This is a genomic window from Polyangium sp. 6x1 (assembly GCF_029946515.1).
Classification (GTDB): domain Bacteria; phylum Myxococcota_A; class Polyangia; order Polyangiales; family Polyangiaceae; genus Polyangium.
Genome location: NZ_JARZHH010000006.1, coordinates 60,028 through 84,023, shown reverse-complemented (window position 1 = coordinate 84,023; position 23,996 = coordinate 60,028). Strand labels below are relative to the sequence as shown.

General features: G+C 67.8%; 21 protein-coding genes and 1 riboswitch. Of the genes, 7 read left to right on the top strand and 14 right to left on the bottom strand.

What is annotated here, in order from left to right; translation table 11 throughout:
* Positions 1-307 precede the first annotated feature (307 nt).
* The 3 genes from QHF85_RS08930 (at position 308) to QHF85_RS08920 (ending at position 1,768) form a co-directional block, all read left to right on the top strand.
* On the top strand, positions 308-814 hold the full coding sequence (locus tag QHF85_RS08930; protein WP_281326669.1) for a hypothetical protein: 507 nt from the start codon (positions 308-310) through the stop codon (positions 812-814).
* A gap of 148 nt (positions 815-962) precedes the next feature.
* Positions 963-1,490 (top strand): hypothetical protein, encoded by a 528-nt coding sequence (locus tag QHF85_RS08925; RefSeq protein WP_281326668.1) that lies wholly within the window; start codon positions 963-965, stop codon positions 1,488-1,490.
* Positions 1,487-1,768, top strand: a complete 282-nt coding sequence (locus QHF85_RS08920) for a hypothetical protein (RefSeq protein WP_281326667.1) — start codon at positions 1,487-1,489, stop codon at positions 1,766-1,768. The genes QHF85_RS08925 and QHF85_RS08920 overlap by 4 nt, the downstream gene beginning before the upstream one ends.
* Before the next feature lie 333 nt (positions 1,769-2,101).
* On the opposite strand, the gene QHF85_RS08915 is transcribed toward QHF85_RS08920, so the two are convergent.
* From QHF85_RS08915 to QHF85_RS08880, 8 genes are all read right to left on the bottom strand, one after another.
* Positions 2,102-3,124: a ribonucleotide-diphosphate reductase subunit beta gene (locus tag QHF85_RS08915; protein WP_281326666.1), complete on the bottom strand. Its 1,023-nt coding sequence runs from the start codon at positions 3,122-3,124 to the stop codon at positions 2,102-2,104.
* Positions 3,121-5,517 carry a ribonucleoside-diphosphate reductase subunit alpha gene (locus QHF85_RS08910; protein WP_348652724.1) on the bottom strand — a complete coding sequence of 799 codons (2,397 nt, stop codon included), beginning with the start codon at positions 5,515-5,517 and terminating at the stop codon, positions 3,121-3,123. Before QHF85_RS08910 ends, QHF85_RS08915 begins: the two co-directional genes overlap by 4 nt.
* A gap of 357 nt (positions 5,518-5,874) precedes the next feature.
* Positions 5,875-6,086, bottom strand: a riboswitch (cobalamin riboswitch).
* 152 nt (positions 6,087-6,238) lie between these two features.
* Positions 6,239-6,712, bottom strand: a complete 474-nt coding sequence (locus tag QHF85_RS08905; protein ID WP_281326664.1) for a hypothetical protein — start codon at positions 6,710-6,712, stop codon at positions 6,239-6,241.
* A gap of 114 nt (positions 6,713-6,826) precedes the next feature.
* The gene (locus QHF85_RS08900; RefSeq protein WP_281326663.1) at positions 6,827-7,327 is read right to left on the bottom strand and encodes a cupin domain-containing protein; all 501 of its coding nucleotides are present in this window, start codon (positions 7,325-7,327) and stop codon (positions 6,827-6,829) included.
* A gap of 30 nt (positions 7,328-7,357) precedes the next feature.
* On the bottom strand, positions 7,358-8,665 hold the full coding sequence (locus tag QHF85_RS08895; protein WP_281326662.1) for a hydroxyacid-oxoacid transhydrogenase: 1,308 nt from the start codon (positions 8,663-8,665) through the stop codon (positions 7,358-7,360).
* 4 nt (positions 8,666-8,669) lie between these two features.
* On the bottom strand, positions 8,670-9,668 hold the full coding sequence (locus QHF85_RS08890; protein ID WP_281326661.1) for an NAD(P)-dependent oxidoreductase: 999 nt from the start codon (positions 9,666-9,668) through the stop codon (positions 8,670-8,672).
* A gap of 42 nt (positions 9,669-9,710) precedes the next feature.
* Positions 9,711-11,288 (bottom strand): hypothetical protein, encoded by a 1,578-nt coding sequence (locus QHF85_RS08885; protein ID WP_281326660.1) that lies wholly within the window; start codon positions 11,286-11,288, stop codon positions 9,711-9,713.
* 322 nt (positions 11,289-11,610) lie between these two features.
* Complete coding sequence (locus QHF85_RS08880; RefSeq protein WP_281326659.1) at positions 11,611-12,213, bottom strand: glutathione S-transferase; 603 nt, start codon at positions 12,211-12,213, stop codon at positions 11,611-11,613.
* 146 nt (positions 12,214-12,359) lie between these two features.
* On the opposite strand from QHF85_RS08880, the gene QHF85_RS08875 reads away from it, so the two are divergent.
* Entirely contained in the window at positions 12,360-13,097 is a 738-nt protein-coding gene (locus QHF85_RS08875; protein WP_281326658.1) for a hypothetical protein, read from the top strand.
* A 415-nt stretch (positions 13,098-13,512) separates the two neighbouring features.
* Here the strand turns inward: QHF85_RS08875 and QHF85_RS08870 are convergent, their stop codons facing one another.
* Complete coding sequence (locus QHF85_RS08870; protein ID WP_281326657.1) at positions 13,513-14,289, bottom strand: crotonase/enoyl-CoA hydratase family protein; 777 nt, start codon at positions 14,287-14,289, stop codon at positions 13,513-13,515.
* A 240-nt stretch (positions 14,290-14,529) separates the two neighbouring features.
* Between QHF85_RS08870 and QHF85_RS08865 the strand changes: the two genes are divergently transcribed.
* On the top strand, positions 14,530-16,452 hold the full coding sequence (locus QHF85_RS08865; protein WP_281326656.1) for a hypothetical protein: 1,923 nt from the start codon (positions 14,530-14,532) through the stop codon (positions 16,450-16,452).
* Between the two features lie 412 nt (positions 16,453-16,864).
* On the top strand, positions 16,865-17,230 hold the full coding sequence (locus tag QHF85_RS08860) for a hypothetical protein (RefSeq protein WP_281326655.1): 366 nt from the start codon (positions 16,865-16,867) through the stop codon (positions 17,228-17,230).
* Between the two features lie 69 nt (positions 17,231-17,299).
* Here QHF85_RS08860 and QHF85_RS08855 read toward each other — a convergent pair whose 3' ends face one another.
* Entirely contained in the window at positions 17,300-18,562 is a 1,263-nt protein-coding gene (locus QHF85_RS08855; RefSeq protein ID WP_281326654.1) for a serine/threonine-protein kinase, read from the bottom strand.
* Between the two features lie 117 nt (positions 18,563-18,679).
* On the opposite strand from QHF85_RS08855, the gene QHF85_RS08850 reads away from it, so the two are divergent.
* Positions 18,680-19,441, top strand: coding sequence for a glucose 1-dehydrogenase (locus QHF85_RS08850; RefSeq protein ID WP_281326653.1), 762 nt, complete (start codon positions 18,680-18,682; stop codon positions 19,439-19,441).
* A gap of 358 nt (positions 19,442-19,799) precedes the next feature.
* Here QHF85_RS08850 and QHF85_RS08845 read toward each other — a convergent pair whose 3' ends face one another.
* The 4 genes from QHF85_RS08845 to QHF85_RS08830 all read right to left on the bottom strand — a co-directional run bounded on the left by QHF85_RS08845 (position 19,800) and on the right by QHF85_RS08830 (position 23,996).
* Positions 19,800-20,219 (bottom strand): hypothetical protein, encoded by a 420-nt coding sequence (locus QHF85_RS08845; protein WP_281326652.1) that lies wholly within the window; start codon positions 20,217-20,219, stop codon positions 19,800-19,802.
* 51 nt (positions 20,220-20,270) lie between these two features.
* Positions 20,271-20,693 carry an STAS/SEC14 domain-containing protein gene (locus QHF85_RS08840; RefSeq protein ID WP_281326651.1) on the bottom strand — a complete coding sequence of 141 codons (423 nt, stop codon included), beginning with the start codon at positions 20,691-20,693 and terminating at the stop codon, positions 20,271-20,273.
* 82 nt (positions 20,694-20,775) lie between these two features.
* On the bottom strand, positions 20,776-22,698 hold the full coding sequence (locus tag QHF85_RS08835) for a hypothetical protein (protein ID WP_281326650.1): 1,923 nt from the start codon (positions 22,696-22,698) through the stop codon (positions 20,776-20,778).
* Positions 22,698-23,996, bottom strand: a complete 1,299-nt coding sequence (locus QHF85_RS08830) for a hypothetical protein (protein ID WP_281326649.1) — start codon at positions 23,994-23,996, stop codon at positions 22,698-22,700. Before QHF85_RS08830 ends, QHF85_RS08835 begins: the two co-directional genes overlap by 1 nt.

Sequence of the window (23,996 nt, the reverse complement as noted above, 5' to 3'; positions counted from 1 at the left end):
CGACGAAGCCCCCGAGCCCGTCAACGGACATCGACCGTACCTTCCTCGGTGATCACGCAACGGACGGGCCATCGTTCGCTCGCCCGTCCCGGCGAGGGCCCCCGGCGTAGGGGGAGGGCTGTCCGTCGAGGTCGCGGTCATGCTGGAGGCAGCAGGCAGAGGCAACGGGAGCGGCGGCGGAGGCGACCCGCAGGCCACGAGACGCGATCTGCCCATACGCCAAGAAGCTGCTCGCAGCGGATGATGAATACCCACCGTTCGTCGAACGCGCACACGGGACCCGCTCCCCTTTCCAAGGAGGATCACCATGTCGGAGAACGCGATCGGCAAGTACACGGGCCATGGAATCGTCGATGCGTCGGCGCTCAAAGAGAAGCTCGTCGACGTCAAGCATGGCGAGCTGCCCAAGCTCAAGCGCTCGAAGCCGGGCTGCGCGACCGTGCTCGCCGACCTCGCCGCGGCGATGCCCGTCCACGGCGACGAGGCGCGCATCCATCCGGACTTCTATGCCGAGATCGTGGACGCCACGCAGCTCCTCCAGGCCATCCGCGCCCAGCGCCCCGAGGCCGACAAGCTCGCCGAGGTCCTCCGGGAGAGCGAAGCCTTCTATGAGGACAAACTCGAAGGCATGCTGAGCCGGCTTGGCAAGATGGTCGCCGACACCGCGAAGGACGAGAAGAAGCCCGGCCTGCTCGCGACGTTCGAATCGACCCTCCAATATCGCGCGCAATACGCGGACAAGAGCGTCGCCACCCGGCGCAAGAACCAGGAAACCGCAGCCGCGTCGGCCGCAAAGACCTCGATCGAAGGGTAGTGCCCCCGCGCCGACCCCGCCTTCCTCCCGCCCCTCCCACAAGCCGCACCAACGACGCGCGCACGGACACCCGATCACGTCCGGCCCCCGCGAAGCCCCTTCGCGCCAAACCGTGCGGTGATACGCCATCCGTGGTATGGTCGCGACCATGAGCTTACTTCACCCATCGTCAACTTCACGCATCCGGCAGTTAGGACGCCTCGCCGTCCTGCCGCTCCTCATCCTCGCCGGCTCCTGCTACCAGGACTCGGACGGCTGCAACCTGAACTTCGACCAATGCCACAGCGACGGGGAGTGCGGGCCCGGGTTCATCTGCAGCTCGGGGGGCGCATTCTCGCTCGGCCTCGCGTGTGTCGCCACGATCGAGTGCCAAACGAGCGCGGACTGCCCCTCCGGCTCGACCTGCGACCAGCGCCCCGCAATGCCCGCCGACAACCCCTTCGGCGGCGATTTCCCGGGGAAGAAAGCCTGTAGCTGCGGCGCATTCTGCGGCGGCGTCGGAGGCTTCGGCGGCACCGGAGGAAGCGGCGGCACCGGAGGAAGCGGCGGCGCGGGCGGCAGCGGAGGCGAAGGCGGCATCGGCGGCGCCGGCGGCAGCGGAGGCGCAGGCGGAAGCGGCGGCGTGGGCGGCGTCGGCGGCGCAGGCGGCGTCGGTGGAATGGGAGGTGGGGCATGAAGCGCGTCCTCTTCGTGATGCTGGGGCTCGCAATGCTGAGCCTGGGCTGTCAGAACACGGTCGAGGACGTCTGCGAGGACATCCGCGAATGCAACGACGTGGTCGCAGACGCTTGCCTGACCGACGGCAGCAAGCTCCAATCCACCGCGGAGTCACGCGGCTGTGACGACGAATTCGAGACCTACATCGATTGCGTGGCAGACGCGAGGTGCTCCTGGAGAGACGTTTGCCAGGCGCCCCGCTCCGCCCTGGAGTCGTGCGCCGGCACGTTCCCGTAGCCAGCATCGCATCGGGGGCCGTCGCGCCGGGGCGCTGCCCCGGGCCCCGCGGGGGCTGTCCGCCCCTCGACCCGGACCAGGGCCAGCCCTGGACCATTTGGGGAAGAACTGCGCGATGCGCAGTTCTTCCCACAGGCCGGTGGTACCGCGGTGCCGGTTGAACCGTCAGCGCTGCTGTCTTGGCTGGCAGGATCGCTCGCGGTCTTGACCTGGCCCGTTCGATGAACTGCGCATTGCGCAGTTCATCGACCCCGAGTCCAGCGCTTGCGCTGGTCCGGGTCCAGGGGCGGATAGCCCCTGGTGGGGCCTGGGGCAACGCCCCAGCGAGGCGTCTCAGAACGCGGCGTCGAGCACGACCTCGCCGGAGACGCCGACTTGGTAGGCCGAGGCGCGCCGCTCGAAGAAGTTCGTGACCTCTTGGACGTCCTGGAGGTCCATGAAGGAGAATGGGTTCTGCGTCCTGAAGCGTTTTGGGAGATCGAGTGTCGCGAGGCGTTGATCGGCGCAGAATTCGAGGTAGCGGCGGACGTCGCGGGTCGACATGCCGGCGATGCCTTCGCCGAGCAGGTCCTCGGCGAATTGCATTTCGCATGCGATGGCCTCGTCGAGCATGTCGGCTACGGCGCTGGAGAGTGTGGCGTCGAAGAGCTCGGGCTCCTCGCGCCGCACGGTCTTCACGACTTCGAAGGCGAAGGCCATGTGTGCGCTCTCGTCGCGGAAGACCCAGTTGGTTCCCGCTGCGAGGCCGTGGAGCAGGCCGCGGGAGCGAAGGAAATACACGTAGGCGAATGCGCCGAAGAAGAAGAGGCCCTCGATGCAGGCGGCGAAGCAGATGAGGTTCAACAGGAAGGCGCGCCGCTCGGCGCGCGAATCGAGTTGGTCGAGTGACCGCGTGGTGTCGAGCCATTTCATGCAGAAGGCGGCCTTCTTCCGGATCGAGGGGATGTTCTCGACGGCGGCGAATGCGCGGTGGCGGTCTTCCGGGTCGGGGACGTACGTGTCGAGGAGCGTCAGATAGAATTGCACGTGGAGCGCTTCCTCGTAGAGCTGCCTCGACAAGTACATCCGGGCCTCGGGCGCGTTGATGTGCTTGTACAGGTTCAGGACCACGTTGTTTGCGACGATGGAGTCGCCGGTCGCGAAGAAGGCGACGAGGCGCTGCACGAGGTGTCGCTCGGCGTCGCTCATCTTCTTTTTGAGGTCGCCGACGTCGGTCGAAAAATCGACCTCCTCGACGGTCCATGTGTTCTTGATGGCCGCGCGGTACATCTCGAAGAATTTCGGGTATGTCATCGGCCGGAGCGTCAGGCAGAGGCCTGGATCGAGCAGGCGGGTGGGGCGGGTGGCGGCGCTCATTGGCATGCCTCGCAGCTCTCGGGGTTTTCGAGCGAGCACGCCACGGCTGCGTCGTCTGTCGTTGTGGCGCGGGGGGGCGGCGGCGTCCATCCCGGCGTGCGGCCGGGATCGCCTTCTCGGCTCGATGTCGATTGGGGCTCCTCGACCGTGGCCTTTGCGATGCGCGTCGCGGGGCGGGATCGCAGGTAATAGGTCGTCTTCAGGCCCTTCTTCCAGGCGTAGAAATACATCGACGAGAGCTGCCCGATGTTGGGGCTCTCCATGAAGAGGTTGAGGGACTGGCTCTGATCGAGGAAGGCTCCGCGATCGGCCGCCATGTCGATGAGCGAGCGCATCGGGATCTCCCACGCTGTGCGGTAGACGGCGCGCAGCTCCTCCGGCAGCTCGTCGATCCTCTGCACGGAGCCTTCCGAGAGCTTGAGGCGCGAACGCATCGACTCGGTCCACAGACCGAGGGTTTTGAGCTCGCGGGCGAGGTATCGGTTCACCTGGAGGAAGTCGCCGGAGAGCGTTTCTCGCTTGAAGAGGTTGCTCACCTGCGGCTCGATGCACTCGTAGCAGCCGGCGATGGAGGCGATCGTCGCGGTCGGCGCAATGGCGCAGAGCAGCGAGTTGCGCATTCCATGCGTGGCGATCCGGGCGCGAAGCAGCTCCCAGCGCGCAGCGTCGTCGGGCGTCACGCCCCACGCGTCGAACTGGAGCTCTCCACGCGCGGCGCGTGTCTCTTCGAATGCCGGGTGACGCCCTTTCTCCTCGGCGAGCTCGACGGACGCCGCGAGCGCATGGTAATAGACCTCCTCGGAGATTCGCTTCGAAAGCGCGCGGGCCTCGGGCGCGTCGAATGCGAGATGCATCTGAAAGAAGACATCCTGAAGCCCCATCAGACCGAGGCCGATCGGTCGCCAGCGCAGGTTCGACGCCCGCGTGGAGGCGATGGGGTAGTAGTTGAGGTCGATGACGCGGTCGAGCTGCCGGACCGCGGTCCTCACGGTATGCCCGAGCTTGTCGAAATCGAATGTGATGATGTGGTCGTCGGTGACCCGCGTGTGCCTGGCGAGGTTGATCGAGCCGAGGTTGCAAACGGCGGTCTCCTCCGTCGACGTCACCTCGAGGATCTCCGTGCAGAGGTTCGAGAGGTGCACGACGCGCCCGGGGAGGGCGGTCTGGTTGCAGGCGCGGTTCGACTTGTCCTTGAACGTCATCCAGCCGTTGCCGGTTTGCGCGAGTGTGCGCATCATCCGCGCATAAAGGTGACGCGCTTTGATGGTCCTGAGCGCCAGTCCTGCCCGTTCGGCTTCCTCGTATCGACGCTCGAAGGCTTCGCCGTAGAGATCGGGGAGATCCGGCACCCTCTTCGGGTCGAAGAGGCTCCAGGATGCGTCGGCCTCGACGCGCTTCATGAACAGGTCCGGGACCCAGTTGGCGATGTTCAAGTTGTGCGTGCGGCTCGCGTCGTCGCCGGTGTTGTCACGCAGCTCGAGGAACTCCTCGACGTCCGCGTGCCACGGTTCGAGATACACGCAGCACGCGCCCTTGCGCTTGCCGCCCTGGTTGACGGCTGCGACGGAGGCGTCGAGCGTCTTCAGCCAGGGCACGATCCCATTGGAATGGCCGTTCGTGCTCTCGATGAGCGAGCCGCGCGAGCGGACGCGGGTGTAGGCGAGCCCGATGCCGCCCGAGAACTTCGACAGCATCGCGACGTCCGTGTAGCTCCGATAGATGTTCTCGAGGTGATCCTCGGGGGAGTCGAGGAGGAAGCAGCTCGAGAGCTGCTCGTGGCGCGTCCCTGCATTGAAGAGCGTCGGCGAGCTCGGCAGGTATTCGAGCGACGAGAAGAGGTGATAGAGCCCGAGCGCGTCCTGCACCGTCTCCGACAGGGCGCACGCGATGCGCATGAAGAACTGCTGCGGCGTCTCGAGGACGAGGCGCGACGTCGGGTGCTTGAGCAGATACCGGTCGTACAGCGTCCGGAGGCCGAAGTATTCGAACTCGCGATCCCGCTCCGGGACGAGCGCGTCGTTGAGCTTGCGGGCGTTGCCGGCGACGAACGTTTGCAGGCGATCGTTGACGAGCCCGAGGCGATGCCCCGCGGCGACGGACTGCGAGAAGGCGTGGATCTCCTGATTGCGAACTTCCTTCTCGACGTACGTCGAGAGGAGCCGGGCCGCGAGACGCGCGTATTGGGGCTCTTCGACGATGAGGCCTGCCGCCGTCTGGATCGAGAGCTGGTCGAGCTCGCGGGTCGTCGCGCCGTCGTAAAGGCCGCTGATGGTCTTGGTCGCGATGCGCAGCGCATCGACGTCCGAAAGTCCCGTGCAGCATCGGCCCACGGCGCGCACGATCTTGTTGACGTCGACCGGCTCGCTCGATCCATTGCGCTTTTTTACGCGCATGGTCGTCGGCGCATAGGTCTCACCCGCCGTCGAGCTCGTCGTCCGCGTGGTCGCCCGCAACGGCGCCGCGCCGCTGCCGTTCGGGGTCGTCTCGTTCTGCATCAGGCTGCCTCCTCTTCGGTCCCGTATCCGAGCGGGACCAGACCGCTCGGGTTGAAACCCGCGGGAGAGAAAGCCTGCCGATGCGCGCGCGCCGCGCTGGACCCATAGGGAGCCCTCGGACCGACCTTCGCCCCCGCGGGCGACTGGAACACCAGCGCGAGGGACAGGTCGAGACCGGGACGAGCGCACGAAGGTGCGCCGCTCGGACCTTCCCGCCTTCCCACGAGGCTCCCAGGTCGAACCGACTCCGGATGTCTCCCGGGGTCGGGTGCGGGCAGGTCTTCGGACTCACGAGCGCTTCGGCGATTGCCGGATTTCTACTTTTCGCCGCTTCCCAGGTCCCGAAGGTCCCAGTGCATGAGGCGAATTTCGTTCTCGATGACCGCTGCGGGGCAGTCCCGGACTCTCACCGGGTTCCCTTTTTAAGGCCGGGCCGAAGCCCGACCACCAGCACGGGACGCACCCTATGGTCGTGTCGGGGAGGATGTCAACGGAGATGTTCCGGCGACGTGGAACGTCTGAACTTGCAACCGTTTTTCGACGACGCAGCCCCCGGCTTGCGCGTGGTCGCGGGGGGAGGTGGGAACGGCCTGCTGGAAGGGATCGAGCGCGAGGGGCTCTAGAGCGCCTTCGGCGCGAGCACGCGGCAGAGCTTGGCGACCTCGTCCCTTCGCTCGACCTTCGCCGCCTTGATGTTGCAGTGCAGCCAGTCCTTGCCGATCGGATAGGCGTACTCCGCCACGTAGAAGCTCTGGACGGCGGTCTTGTAGGAGCCCTCGCGCGCGGCGGAGCCATCGGGGTTTTTCTGGTCCTTGTCGACCTTGACGTCCTGGGCGTCGGGGGGCGCGAGGTCGCCCATTTGCCCGACGGGCGTCACGGCGACGAGCATCCCATCGAGCTTGCTCTTGCCCTTCGGGACGACCCAGAACCCCGACGCCGACGCATCCGTGATCGACATGTTCCCGGGGATCGCGACCTCGCACTTCGCCTCGGGCACCTGCACCCGGACGAGGGCTTCCTCGCCTTTGCCGCAGCCTGCGAGGGCGGCGGCGACGACAACCATGGACGCGATGGTATGAATCGAGCTTTTCATGGGGAGCAACGGTTCCTTCCCTGATCGTGAGTGACGCGGCGCCTCGTAGCAGACCTCCACGAGCAAGGGAACAGGAATTTGACGCCCTGGGCGTTCCGGCACCGCCCCGAGCCTCTACGGCTCCCCGTCCCAGTAATCGACCGAGGTCTCCTTGCGCTGCACGACGCGGAATGCCCCGGCTTTCGCATCGGCCTTCGCGAGGTACTTGCCCGAATCGGGGTACTCGCAGATCTCGGGGTACTCCATCGTGCTGATCGACAGGTATTTGAGCGGCGCGCTCGATGTATTGAGAATCTGGTGCGGGTATTCGGGGCCCGGCGGGATGAAGACCACGTCGCCGGCCGCGATCGGCAAATGCTCACCGGCCACGCGCAGCGTGCCTTCGCCTTCGAGGACGATGAACATCTCCTCCTGCGCGTAGTGGTAATGGTAGGGGCAGCCGCGGCCGCCCGGGGGCATGACGTCGATCGAAGCGCCGAGCTTTTTCGCGGCCGTGCCCTCGGCGAGGCCCGCAAACGAGGTGTCGTACAGCGGCGCGCGCTGGAAACGCTCGAGGTTTGCCGTGTTGAAGTTGCGGATCAGGCGTTGCCTCAGGTCCGTGGCTTTGTCGCTCATGGGAGCGCGAGGCTAGCACGGCCCGATGCATCACCAATAAGCAAAAGCCCCGCGGAAGAGCCCCCGCAGCCCCTCCTCGTCGATCGCGCACGGCGCATTCGACACGAGCCGCGCCTGCACGATCGTCCCCGCCGCGAGCGCGTCGACGTCCGCTTCCCCGTATCCCACGCCGGAGAGCCCGTTTGGCACGCCGGCCGCGCGCATCATCCCGCCGAGGTGCGTCGCGAGCACCTCGCCCGCGTCCTCCGGGCCCGCGCCGCGCACGTCCGCGCCGAGCCGCGCCGCAGCCTCCAGGTGCCGCGCGGGGTTCGTCCTGGCGAGCGCGCGGAAGACGGCCGGCGCATTCACCACGACCGACACCCCGTGCGGCACGAGCGGCTCGCCCTCGGGATACCCCGGCATCGTGAACGAGCGGCACAGGCCCGAGACGGCATACGACATCGCATGCGGCAAATGCACGCCCGCATTGCCGAACGCGATGCCCGCGAGCGTCGCCGCCCACGCCATTCCTTCGCGCGCCTCCTCATCGTCCGCGTCTTCGACGGCGCGCAAGAGATACCGCCCCGCGAGCTCGAGCGCGCTCTTGCAGCCCATGTCGCTCCACGGGTTCGCCCCCTGGCTCATCGGGCGCTTGCTCGCCTCGGGCGCCCGCGGGCGCGTCGAATAAGGCCGCGCCGTGAACGATTCGAGCGCGTGCGTCACGACGTCGAACCCGCTCGCCGCGACCACGCTCTTCGGCATCGTCCGCGTGGCCGAAGGGTCCACGATCGCCCGGGTCGGGCGGAGTTTTCGGGAGGCGATGCCCGTCTTCGCCTTGCGGCCCGTGTCGTCGAAGACGGCGATCCCCGTGCATTCGGCGCCCGTGCCCGTGGTCGTCGGGCAAGCGATGTGCGGGGGCAGGGGACCCGGGACCTCGCGGCCCTCGCCGATCGGGCGATTCACGTACGCATAGAAATCGGCCGGGTAGGTCGCATAAAGCAGCGCGGCCTTGCACGTGTCGATGACCGATCCGCCGCCGACCGATACGTACCCGTCGAACCGGCCCTCCGCGGCGAACCGCGCGGCCTCGGCGAACGAGTGATCCGTGGGCTCGATGTGCACCGCGTCGTAAACGACGACGTCCACGCCCGCGCGCCCGAGCGAGCGCCGCGCCTCCTCGACGGGCGAGAGCTGCGCGAGCCGCGCGTCCGTGAAGAGCGCGACGCGACGCAGCCCGAGCGAAGCGGCCTCTTCGCCGACCTCCGCGAGCGAGCCCGGGCCGAACGTGACGGCCGACGCGTCCATCGAGAACGCCGCGTCGCCGCCTTCGATCAGCGCATACCCGAGGCAATACCCCATCGACCTAGACCCATTTCTCGCGGCGGTACCATTCGAGCGCGAGGCGCACGCCCTCCTGGAGGCGCACCTTCGAGCGCCAGCCCGTCGCCTCGCGGAGCGCGCCGCTCTTGCACGTCCAGGCCTCCTGCGCGCCCATCTTCGCCTTTTGCCGGTTGAAGAGGCGCGGCTTCTTGTCGAACCGCGTCGCGATCTCGCCACCGAACGCCGCCACGTCGACGAGCATCTCCGGCAGATCCACGGTGAGCACGCGCCGGCCGCTCGCTTCGACGATCGCCCCCTGGAACTGCTCCCAGGTCACGGGCTCGTTGTCGCACACGAAAAACGCGCGGCCCTTCGCGCCGTCGTGCGTGGCCGAGGCGAGCGTCGCCGCGACGAGGTCGTCGACGTAGATGCCCGAGAACCAGCGCTTCTTGTTGCCGAAGAAGACGTTTCGGCCGCGCTCGACCTCGCGGAAGAGGTTGAAGTAATCGACGTCGCCCGGGCCGTACACGCCGCCGGGGCGCAGGATCGTCCAGGGGATCACGTCGCCCGCGCGCTCGACGATGCGTTCGGCTTCGAGCTTGCTTTGCCCGTAGAACTCGATGGGGCGCGGCTCGTCCGTCTCGACGTGGGGGCGCGTGGCGCTCGAAGGGCCGAAGCTCGCGAGGGAGCTGACGAGGACGAAGCGGCGGACCTCGGGGTGCTCCTTGCGCAGCGCTTCGAGCAGGTTCTCCGTGGGCATGACGTTCGCGCGCTGGAAGTCGGCGTATTCGACGCCCTTCGTCGCGCCCGCGACGTGCAGCACGTAGTCCGGCTTTTCCTCGGCGATGAGGCGATCGAGGCCTTTGCTGTCGTCGTAGTCGATCTCGACGGAGCGCCCGCGCTTCGCCGGGGGCGAGCCGCGCCGCCGCAAGGAGACGACGTCCACGCCGCGCCCCACGAGCGCGCTCTGCAAGCGGCCGCCGATGAAGCCACTCGCGCCCGTGAGGAGGACTTTTCCGGTTGAAATTCCGAGCTCTTCCACGTCGCCGCTTTGCCTCAACTGGCGCGGGGCGGCAAGAGCCGATCAGAGGGGCGCGAGCGTCTGCAGGATCCGCCAGGCTTCCTCGCAAGCCTCGGCCGTGTGGCAGCGCGCCGTGAAGGAGAGGTGACCGACGCTGCCGCCTCCCCAGCCCGGGAGGCAAAAGGGTGGGCAGACGGCCTGCTTCTCGTCGAAAGCCACCAGGAAGCCTTGCTTGTACCCTTCGCCCGTCGCGAGCAGGGTCGCATCCATCCACGCGGAGGATGCGTTGTAGCCGCCGATTCGAACGGGCGTCGTGGACCCGCCGAGCGCGACAGGAGATTGTTGGAGCGCGAAGGACGCCTCGAAATCGTCCCGATGGAGCGTGACGGTCGCGCCCGGGCCACAATCGAGGCCGTTTCGGCCCGTGACCTCGACGTCGGGCGGCGCGAAGAACGTGAAGAGCCGCGCAAGATCGCGCCGGACCCAGGTCTCGGGCACCGCGGCCGGCGGGCGCTCGACGCAGCGGCCCTTCCGGCACATCGCCGAAGGTTGAGCGCTGCAGACCTCGTAGCTCGAAACGCACCGCCCTTCGAGCCACTCGCGCGCGAAACGATCCGCCTCGTCGGTCGAGGCATGTCGATTCTCGAGCCGGAAGCAGCCGTCGAGGTCGTACCATTGCTCGCCGCGCAGCGTGGCGCGGCAGTCGTTGTCGTGTGTGCAGGTGGAGACGCGATCCATCGCGATCGCGTACTGCCCCGCGAGCTCCTTGCAGTACGCCGGAGACCCGAACGGCGCCTCGGCCTTCTTCCGCGCCTTCGCCTCGGCCGCGGCCTCCGCCTCGGCCCGCGCCGCGAGCGCGCGCGCATCGTACGCAGCTTTCCCGATCCCGATCGCAGCCCCGAACGCGGCCGAAAGCAAGGCGAACGGCGCCATCCTCCGCGAGCGCTGCCGCGAAAACGCCGCGCCGAGCACGCCGGACACCGCGGGCAAACCCACGAACGCGATTCGTACGATCTCCAAGGATCGATCCGTCGACGTCGCCGGCACCAGCGTCCACGGCGCGCCGCCCTCGCGATACCCGCCGGCGCCCGATGCGTCCTCCGCGCGCACGAGCTTCCCCGAGGCGACGACCCGATCGCCGTGCGCGACCGATCGCATGCGGAGAGGCCCGGCCGGAATGGGATCCCGATCCCCGCAAGCCACGTGAATGCGCGCCGCCACATCCTCGGGGGGGCCGTCCATCGCGCCGTCACGCGCCTCGCGTGATCCCGCGACGACCTGCGTTTTCCCGCGCAGATCGACCGTGCCCTCCCGCATCACGAGCCGGAGGCGCGGCGCGCGCGCATTCGCCTCGCAAAACCGCCCCGCAGCCGTCGCCGCCGCCGCGGGTGCGCCGTCCTCGAAGCGCGCCCCGGGCTCCCCGACGACCTCGAGCACGCCTTCGAGCGTGACGTTTGCCCCAGGCTCGATCCCCGTGAGCCCGGTCCGCCCCGCACCGAGCGCGCGCCGCGCCGCCCGCGCCTCGCGCCGCGCCGAAAACGCCGTCCCGAGCGCCCGGGCGCACATGGCCACGACGAACGCAGCCGTCCCGGCGAGGGCACCGGCGAGGGCCGCCGTCTCGGGACGCTCGAACGGGCTCATGAGAGCTCAGGATAACGCGAACCGCGGCCTTTTGGGCCGAGATCATTCGCTCAGCGGCAGCGGATCCTTCGCCCCGCGGTGGCCGATGAACCGCCGTTGGTGGGTCGATGAACCGCCGTTGGTTGGGCGATGAACCGCCGTTGGTTGAGCGATGAACCGCCGTTGGGTGGGTCGATGAACCGCCGTTGGGTGGGCCGATGAACCGCCGTTGGTGGGTCGATGAACCGCCGATGGTTGGCCGATGGTTCGCCCCGCGGTGGCCAACGAAGCGGGTCGGCCATGCACCCCGTGCGGAGACGCAGCCGACCCGCTCGAAGGATGCTCAGGCGCGCTTTTCGAGGTACGCCGCGACGCTCGGGAGCGCGCGGAAGCGGTCGTGGAGCGCGCGGAGCCTCGGGAAGTCCGCGAGCGTCTCGGGCTTCATGGCCATGTGGTTGTCGAGCGCGTCGAACGCAAGCACGTCGGCGTACGTCGGCGACTCGCCGCCGCCGAACCAGGTACAGCTCCCGAGCAGCCCCTCGACGAGGCGCAGCGTCGCCGGCAGCTCGGCCCAGTACTTGTCGATCACGGCCTGCTCGGTCTTCATGAACGCGGCAAACTGCACGGGCGCGAACTTGCCCCGCCAGTCGTTGAGGGTCTCGGCCGCGACGTCCGTGGTCGTCTTCTCGGCCTCGTCCTTGCCCGAGAGGTCGAAGACGCGCGCGAGGTGACGGATGATGGCCATGCTCTGCGCGATCTGGCGCTCGCCCGACTCGGTGTGCTCGACGAGCACGGGGAGCTGGCCGAGGGGCGTCTTCGGCTTGAGCTCGGGCCAGTTCGTGACAGGCGTGTTGGTGAAGGCAACGTTCGCCGTGGCAAACAGGAGCCGGATGGGCTCGGCGCGGCCACGGAGCGGGAAGTAGAGGAGCTCGTAGGAAGTGGACATGGCCGACCTTCTACCAGGAAGGGTCGAGCCCGAGAAGCCCCGCAAGTCCCAAGGCCGAGGAGGCGCCCAGAGGCGTGCGCCGCCCCCCGATTTCCCCGTGCGAACCCCCACGAACTCCTCTACCGTGCGCCGCTCGGAGGACCCGAATGAGCGACGAGGATACGGACGATTTCGAGGACGAGGACAACGGCGACGAGGAGGGCGGCGACGAGGAGGAGAGCCCGCACGAGGTGCTGTTCGACGAGGAGACGGAGGGCGTCCTCGTCGCGGGCAAGCGCATCTCGTCAGGCGGCATGACGCGCAAGCAACTCGGCGAGCTCGCGCAGCACGTCGAGGCGATCGCCGAGAAGACGGGGCAAGCGCTGACGGTGGTGCCGGCGGGCGACAATACGGACACAGGGCCCGCGCCAGACGACACCATCTACACGAAAGTGCACATCGGCTTCGAAGGCGGGCGCGGAGGGACGTACGGGCCGGATACGATCGCGCGCGACATGGCGCTGCGCGCGCTCGAAAAGGCGAAGGCGATCCCGGCCGACGTGTGGGCGGCCATCGGCGAGAAGCTCGAAGGGGAAGAGCGAAAAGAGTGGGACGAGGCTCCCGTGTCGATGTACTTCACGTGCGTAGGACCTCTCGCGCACGCGACGCTCGCATTCGGCGTGCTCGGGACCCAGGACGGCGAAGGTCCCGGCAAGTACATGCGCGGCGTGGACATGGAGCAGATGCCCCACACGGAGGGCGTCTGGGGCCAGAAGGTCGCGTCCGCGCAGTACGAGGGCCCGGAGAGCGAAGAGGTCGATCTCGGCGAAGCCGCGCACGCCGAACGCGCGGGCGAGCTCGGCATCCCAGACGCGCGATACGTCATCATGGCCCAGTACGATTGACGCGATGGCGCCTCGCTGGGGCTTTGCCCCAGGCCCCAGCAGGGGTTGTCCACCCCTGCACCCGGACCAGCGCAAGCGCTGGACTCGTGGTCGATGAACTGCGCGATGCGCAGTTCATCGAACGGGCCGATTCAAGACCACGAGCGACCCCGCCAGCCAAGACGGCAGCGCTGACGGTTCAGCTGGCAAGGCGGTCCCACCGGCCTGTGGGAAAAACTGCGCATCGCGCAGTTTTTCCCCAAAGGGTCCAGGGCTGGCCCTGGAAAGAAGGGGCGAACAGCTTTAAAAACTTTCCCCGCATCGACTGCGCTTCGCGCAGTCGATGCCCAGAGGTCCAGGGCTGGCCCTGGTTCGGGTCGAGGGGCGAATAGCCCCCGCGGGGTCCGGGGCAGCGCCCCGGCGTGGCGGCCTTCCGTTAGCGCCCCTGGAATCGGCCTGCGCGCCGCTCGACGAAGGATCGCATGCCCTCGGCTGCGTCTTCTGTGCCCATGAGGGCGCGGGCTCGCTCTTCGAGGCGCGTTGCTTCCACGTCGGGGCCCTCGGTCATCGCTGCGCGGGCGGATGCGAGTGTGGCGCGGACTGCGATGGGGGCCTGCGCTGCGACTCGCTCGCAGATCCATGTGGCTCGATCGAGGAGATCGGCCGCGGGGACGACCTCCTGGACGAGCCCGATTCGATAGGCCTCTTTTGCGTCGAATACGTCGCCTGTGAGCAGCCAGCGCATTGCGTTGCCGTGACCGGCGAGTGCTGGGAATCGGAGTGTGGCGCCGCCGAACGGGAAGATGCCGCGCTGCACTTCGAGCTGCGAGAAACGTGTATCCTCGGCGGCGACGCGGATGTCGGCGGCGAGTGCGAGCTCGATTCCGATCGTGAAGCAATATCCCTGCGTGGCGACGACCATCGGCTTCGTGAGACGCCGCGGCCCGATGGCGAGCGGGTCCACGCTTCCTTTGGGGTAGAGCGCGCGCCCCGTTGCGACGGCGGGGCCGACCTCTGCGAGATCGAGCCCGCCCGTGAAATGGGCACCGTGGGCGAAGAGGAGCCCGCACCTGAGCCCGTCGTCCTCCTCGTAGGCCGTGTACGCCTGGGCGAGCTCGTCGAGCATCGCAAGATCGAATGCGTTGCGCTTCTCCGGTCTGTTCAGGCCGATGCGGACGACGTGACCGAGACGTTCCACCGTGACGCGTGCCATGGGCGGACGTTACCACGCCCGGGCCAGGCATGTCCTCATCGGATCCAGAAAAGAGTGCGGTTCCAGGATCGCGCCGCCCTGGGATTCCTCGTGCCCGACCGTTCGCATGAAAAAGATGTAATGAGGTAGCAATTCCGTATTTTTTGCTAGGCTACGTCTCCCATGTTCATCTCATTTTCGCTCCGCGGAGCGATTTGCCGGTATTGGGGAATGGCTGTTGTCGCCCTTCCCTTGGGAATCGTGGCATGTGGTTCGGACGATCCGCTCTCGTTCGACCCGGTCAACATCGACGACGACGAGGCGCCCCTCTGCGCAGAGGTGCCGGTCACGGAGAAGGTAGAGGGAGAGTTACGGGGCCTCCCCAAGCGGGATGTCCCTGTCGACGCGACACGCGAGCCGAGGAAGGTGCGAATGACACCGCCCCAGGAGCATTGGCAGATGCAGGTCGGCGTCCTCGCGCTCTCGCCCGATTGGCAAGACATGCTCGCGATCGAGCACGTCCTCGCGCCGATGGGCATTCCGTACGCGAAGACCACCGCGCCGAAGCTCGCGCTCCAGCACGACATCGCGATGTTCTTCCCTGACGCGTACGAGGAGTCCTTCCACACGACCGACATCGAGGCGATGGCGAATTTCATCGGCAAAGGGGGCGTCCTCGTCTGGCGCGACTCCGATGTCACCTTCCTGCGCGACCTCGCGGGGGTGCCGGCGTCGACGTTCGGGCTGCACCATTCTTCCGTGCGGCTCACGAAGGAAGGAGAGGCGGCCTTTCCTTCGCTGGATCAACCCGAGGAACGGGAGCTGCCGCTCGGGGGCGGGCCGGAGGAGTTCCTCAATACATGGACGCTCGAGGTCGATCCGGCGGCCGAGGGCGTCGTGGTGCTGGCGACGTTCGAGGACGGCACCCCGGCGATCGTGCGAAGGAACGTGGGCCCGGCGGTGATCTACACGATGGGCGTGGATTTCCGGGACGTCGTGATTCGCAACCAGCTCGGTTACCCGCTCGACGGCGCCGCCCGTGGCTACATCAACGTCTTCGAGCCCGCGACGGACGCGTGGCTCCTCATGATGCGCGACATCTACGACGCGCACGCGCGCTTCGGCGTACGGCTGCATACGGCCCCGAACGGGCTGTCCGGGGCCCTGCTCATTTCGCACGATCTCGACTGGGGGCCGAGCTACGACCGCTCCGCCGTGTACGCGGCGCGCGAGGCGGCGCTCGGCGCATCCACGACGTATTTCGCCCACACGAAGTACGTGGACGACGTGCAGGATCTAGCGTTCTTCACACGCGATCGCGGCTGCCAGCTCGCGGACTTCCTCCGCCTCGGGCACGCCGTCGGCTCTCACTCGGTCGCGCATTCCAAGATGCTCGAGCTGTTCGAGGTGGGCGACGGCACCGAGGAGTATCCGACGTATGCCCCGTACAATTCGTCGCCCTACGAGACCCAGTGGGGGACCCTGTACGGCGAGGTCCGGGTCTCGAAATCCCTCATCGACGGCTCCCTCGACGCGGCCGGGGTCTCGCACGAAACCGTGAGCTTCCGGGCCGGGGAGCTTTCCTACCATGCCGACTCCCCTTTGGCGCTCGACCGTGTGGGATATCGCACCGATTCGACGCAGGCGGTGGGCGTGGTGCTCACGAACTTTCCTTATCGGCTCATGACCTCCTGGCCGGCCATCCAGGATACGGATGTCTTCGAGCTTCCCGTCACGCTGGAAGACGAGCTGCCGCCGCGCCTCGACCTGCGCGTCGAGCAAGCGCTGGGCATCATCACCAAGAACGCGCGGAACGGCGCGCCGACGTCGTTCCTGATCCACCCGAACGTGACGGACTACAAGCTGGCCGCCGAGGAGCAAGTCCTCGCGGCCCTGCCCAAAGGCGTGGCGGCGATGAGCGTCGATGCCTTCTCCCGGTTCTGGAGGGCGCGCGACGCGGTCACGTTCACGCTCATCGATTACAACGTCCTCGAGGGCACGCTCACCATTTCGCTCCGCCCCGAGGAGGCGATCGAGGGGCTCACGTTGCGCGTGGCCGAGGTGCTCGAAGCCGTCTCGGAGCCGGCGGGCGCCGTGCTGTCGCCCCCGGAAGACGGAGGGAGGCTCCTCGTCCTGCCGGACCTGCCGGCGGGGGAGGAGGTCCACATCGTGCTGCACTACTAGCCTCTCGAGGCGCAGCGCTTGCGTCGGCCGTGCGCCGCCCTCGATCACCTGGCGGCGCTGTCGTCCCGGCACATGCGGCGTCACCCTTCATGCAAACCTTTCAAGGGACGGACCTGCCAGGGCCTTCCGAGAATCAGCCTGAGGTCCTTTCGTAAATCTGCCCGATCTCCAAAGACTTTTTGCTTGTTCGTCAGGGCGGCCCGTGCGCGCCGGACCCCCACGCGCGCCGTCCGCCCCCGCCGCTCGCGCCCTCGTCCGGCTGCGGTCCGCGTGACGCAGGGCTGAGGTCCAGACTCCTCAGCTACCCCACCTCGTGAAGGCCGAAGCGTGGTTCTCACCTCGCCCGAGCGTGGGACCCGGGGCGGCATGACGATTGCAATCAGGTCGGCGCTACCACGAGAGGTTTGGACTCATGGCGCGTGTCCTGCTCATCGACGACGATCACGACCGGACGGAGATCATCGCCCGCGGATTGCGAGCGGAGGGGCTCGAGGTGGTGCACGCCGGCACCCGTCGCGAGGCATTTGTCGCGCTCGACGGCCCGGGCCACTTCGATTGCGCGCTCGTCGTGCTGGCCCTGCCGACTGGCGACCGGCTGGAGCTCGCCAAGGAGCTCCACGCCAGGTTCCCCGGGTTGCACGTGGGCCTGGCACGAGGGCACAGGCTCTCGGTGCGTCCCAACGAACACACGAGCGAGCGCACCCTGCGTTTCGAGCCAGTCCCCGAGGACGGCCGCAAGCTCGCCCGGGCCCTGCGCTCGCGGCTCATCGCCGCCTGACCCCGCCGGCGGGCCATCCGCCTGGCACGTGTGCCGGGCACGTGCTGGCACACGTGCCAGCGCCGTGCGTCAGGCCACGATCATGCGGACGAGCTGCGCAAAGGCGAAGATCACGGCCACGAACGTCCCCACGAGGCCCCAGAACATGAGCCGGGGGTGCCGGTCCACGCCGCGCGCCGCCTCGCGCAGGAACCGCTTGGCCAGGGTGCCGGAGCAAGCCACGTGGATCCGGCCCTCGAGGGCGTGCCGCAAGAGCTCGATCATCCGCCCCGCGGAGGCATAGCGCTTCGCAGGATCCTTGGCGAGCCCATCGACGGCGAAGTGCACGAGCTCGAGCGGCAGCCCTTCCTGCGTCCGGTGGCAGTGTCGCTTCACGTCCCGGATGCTGATCTCGTGCTCCATGACGCCGGTCAGGATGTCGCCGAGCGTCTGCCGGCCCGCCAGGTAGTGGCGCAGCGTGATGAGCTCGTGGAAGACGACGCACGCGCTGTAGAGGTCGCTCCGCGTATCGAGCTGGTCCACCTCGCCGCGCGCCTGCTCGGGCGACATGTACGCGGGGGTGCCGACGAGCGAGCCCACGTGCGTCAGGAACATCCGCCCGCGGTCGGTCTCGTCGCCCAGCGTCCCGTCTGCGCCCCGGGCGAGATCCCGCTCGGCGTCGATGGGCTTGGCGATGCCCCAGTCCATCAGCACGACCTCGCCGTACCGCCCGACCATCACGTTCGCAGGCTTGACGTCCCGGTGCACGACGCCGTTCGCGTGGGCGTAGGCGAGCGCCGAAAGGACGTCGATGAAGATCTCGACCCGGCGCTCGAAGCTGTACTTGCGGTGGTAGTCGGGATCGCCCTCCGCGAGCTTGCGGATGATCGTCTCGAGCGTCTCGCCCTCGACATATTTCATCACGAAGAAGTAACGGCCGAGCTCGTCGACGCCGACGTCGTGAATGGGCACGATGTTCGGGTGCTCGAGGCGGCCGACGGTGCGGATCTCATCCACGAAGCGGGCGAGCATCACCGGATCGCTCGCCTCGGGCAGCAGGCGTTTGACCGCGACCTTGCGGGCGATGTCCTGATCGTGCACGAGCACGACCTCCCCCATGCCGCCCGCTCCGAGCGTCTTGATCGGCTCGTACCGCGACTTGGACTCGGCCACGAGCCGCACCTCGGCGCCCTCGCCTTCGACGCGCGGGAGCACGGTGGAGCGTAGGACCGACGAAGGCGGCGGCAACGAGGAGAGAGGCCTCCTCGGCGCCATCGCGGTCTTGGCCTGAGCGAACCCGTGGTCCCCAGGCGCGAGCAAGGTCTCCGCGTTCATCGTTTCGAGCAGGGTCATCAGGGTGCCGTAGCGTAACCACGGGGGCGCGCGCCGCCAGCCGTTCGTCTGTCCGGACGGGTATCTTTTCGGCAGCAAGCTTGACAGGGAGCAGCCGGCTCCGCTCTCCTCCGAAGCATGCAGCGATTCGAGGGAAAGGTGGCGCTCCTCACGGGGGCTGCGTCAGGGCTCGGAGCGGCGGCGGCGCGGAGGCTGCACGCGGAGGGCGCGGTCGTGGTGATCACGGATCTCGCGAAGGAACGAGGCGAGGCGCTCGCCGCGGAGCTCGGGGCACGGGCGGAGTTCCAGGCGCTCGACGTGACGCAGGAAGCAGCGTGGATCGAGGTGCTCGACGCAGTGGTGGCGAAGCACGGTCGGCTCGACGTGCTCGTGAACAACGCGGGGGTAGGCGTCGTGGGCGACGTGGAGTCGACGACGCTCGAGCAATGGCGGTTCGTGCACGCGGTGAACACGGAGGGCACATTCCTCGGCTGCAAACACGCGATCCGGGTGATGAAGGAGCGCGGAGGCGGGGCGATCGTGAACGTGTCGAGCGTGGCGGGCATGATCGGCGCGCCAAACCTCGCAGCCTATTGCTCGAGCAAGGGCGGCGTGCGCACATTCACGAAGTCGGCGGCAATGCATTGCGCACGGAAGGGCTACGGGATCCGGGTGAACTCGGTGCACCCGTCATTCATCGACACGCCGATGGTCGACGGGATGGTCGAGAAGTCCGAGGATCCGGCGCGGGCGAAGGCAAACCTCGCGAAGTCCATTCCGCTAGGGAGGCTCGGCGAGCCCGCGGACGTGGCAGCGGCAGTCGCGTACCTCGCGTCCGACGACGCGAAATTCGTGACGGGCACAGAGCTACTCGTCGACGGCGGGATGCTCGCGATCTGACGCCGCGCCGGGGCGCTGCCCCGGGCCCCGCGGGGGCTGTTCGCCCCTCGACCCGAACCAGGGCCAGCCCTGGACCTTTGGTGGAAGAACTGCGCGATGCGCAGTTCTTCCAACGGGCCGTTGGTAGCGCGTTGCCGGCTGAACCATCCGCGCTGCCGTCTTGGCTGGCAGGATCGCCCGTGGTCTTGACCCGGCCGTTCGATGAACTGCGCATCGCGCAGTTCATCGACCCCGAGTCCAGCGCTTGCGCTGGTCCGGGTCCAGGGGCGGACAGCCCCTGGTGGGGCCTGGGGCAACGCCCCAGCGAAGCGCCCCCGGATGAGACCCATGCTCAGGGCAAGGGACAGGGGAGGGCGGTTCAGCGGGGGCGACGGAGCTCGCGGCGGAGATTGTCGATCCAGGCGCGGGCTTCGTTTTCCGTATCGTCGTAGCGGACGGGGAAGGTGTTTGCGCCGCCGAGGAGGCGGGCGGCGCGGAAGACCATGGTGCCGAGGACGCGAACGTGAAAGCTCGCGCCGACGAAGGAGCACCCGAGGATGGGTATGGCTGGGACCTTGACCTTGGGCGCGTCAATGACGACGCGGCGGGCTTCGGAGGTCACGTCCGCGACGTGGCGGACGTGGACGATCAGGAAGAGGTGCGGCTTGCCTTCGGAAAACCGATGCTGGACATCGAAGAGCCGCTGCATGACGTCGCCCGTGACGTGGCCGACGAGGTGGCCGATGACGAGATCGGGCTCCTCGGTGAGGATGCGGCTTCCGTCGAGGGAGGGGGGCATTTTACCGGAAAGGTATCGGTGAGGAACGCCGGAGGGCAAGCGGATGGCGATTCAGCCGGCGGAGCGAGGGGCCCGGCGGAGCTCGTCGAACCAGGCGAGGGCGGCGGGTTCGCTGTCGAAGAAGCGCACTTCGAAGGGGGAGCCGTGGTTCAGCATGCGGGCGGCGCGGAAGACCATGGCGCCGAGGATCCGGGCGTGAAAACGCGCGCCGACGAGGGCGGCGCCGAAGATGGGTACACGCGCGTCGTTTCCATTGCGCCCTTCAGAAGCGAGCCGGCGCGCCTCGGGCGTGATGTTTTCCAGGTGCTCGACATTCGCAAGCAAGAAGACGCCCGGCTTGCCTATGGAGAAACGGTGATGGATGTCGAGGATGCGCCGCATGTCCTCCACGGTGACGTGCCCGATGAAGTGGCCGATGACGAGATCGGGGTCGTGGGTGACGACATAGCTATCGCTGCTGGAGGGAGGAGGCATTGCGGGGGAAACGTTATCGGAGAGAGGAAGGGGACGGCAAGGGGGAGGAAGAACGCGCGATGGTATGCGTTTCGCGTTACATCTACTGGCACTTGTTCGGGCCGTTGAAGCAGTTGTTGCTGGCGCACTCATTGTTGTTCGTGCAGGTCTCGCCGTTGTCGAGCTTGCACACGCCCATGCCGTCGCAGCTCTTGTTGCCGTTGCACGCATTCGCGGGGTAGTTGTCCTCCGAGAACTGCACGACTTCGACACAATTGCCGACGCTACCGACCTTGTTGCACTGGTAGCACGTGCCCGAGCACGAGCTCTCGCAGCACACGCCGTCGACGCAGTTCTCCGACAGGCACTCGCCACTGTTGCCGCAGTTGACGCCCAGCTCCTTCTTGCACACGCCGCCGCCGTCGCAGCTATTGTTCGTGCCGGTGCACGACGGCGAGTCATCCTGCCCCGTGGGCACGTTCGTGCACGTCCCGAGGCTGCCTGCCACGTTGCAAGCCTGGCACCCGTTCGTGCAGGCATTGTTGCAGCAGATCCCATCGGCGCAGATGTTCCCCGCGCATTCGCCGTTCGCGCCGCAGTTCTTGCCGTTCGACTTCTTGCACTGGCCGTTGCCGTTGCAGATGTCGCCGCCATTCACGTTGCAAGTGAAGCCGATCGCCTCGTTCGGATACGAAGGATTGCCCTGCGCCGTGCACTGATCCTTCGTGCACGGGTTCCCATCCGGGCTGATGTCCCCCGTATCGGGCCGGACCACGAAGTTGCCCGCGCCGTCGCAGACCTGGACCTTGCAGTCCATCGCCGTCTGCCCGCTCGGCGTGACCGTGCCATCGGTCTTGTACGAAAACCCGCAGACGCCGCTGTTGCAGGTGCGCGTCTTGCAGAAATCGTCCGTGCCGGGGCACTCGCTCGCCGTGTTGCACCCGACGCATTGCCCCATCCCGTTGCACACGCTCGCGCCGCCGCAATTCGTGTTCACGGGGACGCTCGTGTACTGCGGCGTGCCGTTGAGGCAGACGTCGACCGTGCAGGGGTTGTTGTCGTTCGGCTTATCGCTGTCGTCGTTGATGTCGATGACGCCGCCGTCGACCCCGTTGCACACCGCCCGCTTGCAGTCGGCCGTCGTCTGCGAGGCCGCGCCTGCGGTGGTCTCGGTGCCGAGGCTCTGCACGACGCACTTGTTGTCGACGCAGGCCCGCTTCCCGCAATCCGTCTCGATGATGCCGGTGCAGTGCTCCGGCAGAATGCATTCGACGCACGCCCCGGTGCCATTGCAGACCGCGGGCTTGCCCGGCTCGCAGAACGTGCCCGAGGCGATGTTCGGGTTCGACGGGACCCCGAGCGTGCAGACGTCGTCCGTGCAGGGATTCCCGTCGTCGGGCACGTCCGTGTCGTCGGGGACGTCCGTGCCCTTGCCGCTCACGCAGAGCTTCTGCTTGCAATCCCCCGGGATCGGCGTGGCCCCCGGGTTGGGCAGGCCGTCGAGGTTCGTGAAGACGCACGTGCTCGTGGCGAAATCGCAGAAATCATCGGTGCAGGAGTTGCCGTCGTCGCACGGGTTTTGCGCGTCGCACGAGATCAAGCAGACGCCCATCGCACACGTGCCGCTCTCGTTGCCTCGCTGGCAATTGTCGCCGTCGGGCGCGGCCACGTTGCTCGGCGTGCTGCCGGTACAGGCGTCGGCCGTGCAGGGCTCGTTGTCGTCGGGGAAGTCGTCGTCGTCCTCGACGATGACTTCCTTGCCGGCCGCGCAATCGATCCGCCGGCAATCGCCGACGGTCTGGGCCGGGCTCGTCCCGTCGGGGGTCGGCGTGTGGACACAGATCTTGTCGTCGCTGCACGTATCGGTGGTGCAGGCGTTCTGGTCGTCGCAGTTCGCCGCCGCCTCGCAGGGCACCTTGGCGGCGGGCACGCCCTCCGCGCTGTAGGGATGGTCCCCGTCGAGGATCTGCACACAGCTCGCCGCCGTGACGAGCATTCCGATCCAAAAAAGCTTCCCGGCTCGCATCAGAATGCCCCTTCGACGCCCAGATACCCGGCCCCCGGCCCTGCCAACCCCCGCACCCGCACCGCCCCGACATTCTCCGCGGACGCCTTCGGCGCAAGCACGAACAGCGTCACGCCCGTCGCCAGCACGACGCCCCCCACGATGAACGTCGCCGTGCTCGCATTGCCGAGCGCCCAGAAGCGCTCCACCGTCTCCATGCCTTTCGCGCCGCACGCGAAGTTCTCGTCACACGCCGCATCGACCTCGCGCTTCTCGGCCACCGCGAGCCCGCCGAGCACACTCCCGGCGAGGAGCGCCGCGCCGCCCACGCCCATCGCCGCAATTCCCCCGATCGCCCACGGATGCATTCCCGGCTTCGGCGGCGCGACCGGCTTCGGCGGCGGCAAAGGTTGCTCGGGGAGCGGCTTTCGCTCGTCCACGGCTTCCTGCGTCGCGCCCGGCGTGAGCTCGAGGATCTTTCGGTCCCCCTTCTCCAGCCGCACCCTCCGCTCCTGCGCCGGGCGCCCCGGGACCTCCACGCGAAATGCATACGCCCCAGGCTCGAGCATTACCGAGGCGCCCAGCGTCTTCAGGTCGAGCGTCGCATCCCCCCGTGTCACGACGAGCCCTGCGGGCACCTCGCCCACCCACACGAGCTTGAGCCGAGGCACCTCCGCGTCGAGCTTCTTTCGTTGCTCCTCCGCGATCCGCGCGCGCTCGGCGTGCCGCTCGCGCAGCGGGCTCTTCATCGCCGCGAAGAGGCCGAGGTACGTCGTGTAATGCTCGAGCGCCGCCGCGATCTTTCCCCGCGTCGCTTCGCATTCGGCGAGCGCATAAAGCGTCCCCGGCGTCGGATCGATCCCCTGGCTCTCCGCGAGCGCGGCGCACGCCTCGGCGTGACGGCCGGCCTCCTGGTGCGCGATGGCCTGCTTGAAAAGGATCTCCGCCTGGAGCTTCTTCACCTGCTCCTCGGCGACCCGCGCCCGATCGGTGTGTTTTTCACGCAGCGGGCTCTTCATCGCCGCGTAGAGATCGAGGTACTCCTTGTAATGAGCGATCGCCTGATCGAGCTTCTGGATCTTCACCTCGCATTCGGCGAGGGCGTGGAGCGTGCCGGGCTTCGGATCGAGCACGTGGCTCTGTTCGAGCAGCGGGCACGCGTCGGCATCACGCCCGGCCGAGACCTCCGCGACGGCGGCGTCGAAGAGCTTTCCCGCGGCCGCTTGCTGCGCCGGCGTGGGCGCAGCGGACGCCACGCCTTCCAGGAGCCCGAGGCCCGCGCAGACGAGCCCCACGAAGAACCATCGTGCCTTCCGCAT

Excerpts from the sequence above, each read along its gene's own strand:
- QHF85_RS08930 (WP_281326669.1), top strand. The coding sequence starts at position 308 with ATGTCGGAGAACGCGATCGGCAAGTACACGGGCCATGGAATCGTCGAT.
- QHF85_RS08925 (WP_281326668.1), top strand. The coding sequence starts at position 963 with ATGAGCTTACTTCACCCATCGTCAACTTCACGCATCCGGCAGTTAGGA.
- QHF85_RS08920 (WP_281326667.1), top strand. The coding sequence starts at position 1,487 with ATGAAGCGCGTCCTCTTCGTGATGCTGGGGCTCGCAATGCTGAGCCTG.
- QHF85_RS08915 (WP_281326666.1), bottom strand. The coding sequence starts at position 3,124 with ATGAGCGCCGCCACCCGCCCCACCCGCCTGCTCGATCCAGGCCTCTGC.
- QHF85_RS08910 (WP_348652724.1), bottom strand. The coding sequence starts at position 5,517 with ATGCGCGTAAAAAAGCGCAATGGATCGAGCGAGCCGGTCGACGTCAAC.
- QHF85_RS08905 (WP_281326664.1), bottom strand. The coding sequence starts at position 6,712 with ATGAAAAGCTCGATTCATACCATCGCGTCCATGGTTGTCGTCGCCGCC.
- QHF85_RS08900 (WP_281326663.1), bottom strand. The coding sequence starts at position 7,327 with ATGAGCGACAAAGCCACGGACCTGAGGCAACGCCTGATCCGCAACTTC.
- QHF85_RS08895 (WP_281326662.1), bottom strand. The coding sequence starts at position 8,665 with ATGGGGTATTGCCTCGGGTATGCGCTGATCGAAGGCGGCGACGCGGCG.
- QHF85_RS08885 (WP_281326660.1), bottom strand. The coding sequence starts at position 11,288 with ATGAGCCCGTTCGAGCGTCCCGAGACGGCGGCCCTCGCCGGTGCCCTC.
- QHF85_RS08880 (WP_281326659.1), bottom strand. The coding sequence starts at position 12,213 with ATGTCCACTTCCTACGAGCTCCTCTACTTCCCGCTCCGTGGCCGCGCC.
- QHF85_RS08875 (WP_281326658.1), top strand. The coding sequence starts at position 12,360 with ATGAGCGACGAGGATACGGACGATTTCGAGGACGAGGACAACGGCGAC.
- QHF85_RS08870 (WP_281326657.1), bottom strand. The coding sequence starts at position 14,289 with ATGGCACGCGTCACGGTGGAACGTCTCGGTCACGTCGTCCGCATCGGC.
- QHF85_RS08860 (WP_281326655.1), top strand. The coding sequence starts at position 16,865 with ATGGCGCGTGTCCTGCTCATCGACGACGATCACGACCGGACGGAGATC.
- QHF85_RS08855 (WP_281326654.1), bottom strand. The coding sequence starts at position 18,562 with ATGACCCTGCTCGAAACGATGAACGCGGAGACCTTGCTCGCGCCTGGG.
- QHF85_RS08850 (WP_281326653.1), top strand. The coding sequence starts at position 18,680 with ATGCAGCGATTCGAGGGAAAGGTGGCGCTCCTCACGGGGGCTGCGTCA.
- QHF85_RS08845 (WP_281326652.1), bottom strand. The coding sequence starts at position 20,219 with ATGCCCCCCTCCCTCGACGGAAGCCGCATCCTCACCGAGGAGCCCGAT.
- QHF85_RS08840 (WP_281326651.1), bottom strand. The coding sequence starts at position 20,693 with ATGCCTCCTCCCTCCAGCAGCGATAGCTATGTCGTCACCCACGACCCC.
- QHF85_RS08835 (WP_281326650.1), bottom strand. The coding sequence starts at position 22,698 with ATGCGAGCCGGGAAGCTTTTTTGGATCGGAATGCTCGTCACGGCGGCG.
- QHF85_RS08830 (WP_281326649.1), bottom strand. The coding sequence starts at position 23,996 with ATGCGGAAGGCACGATGGTTCTTCGTGGGGCTCGTCTGCGCGGGCCTC.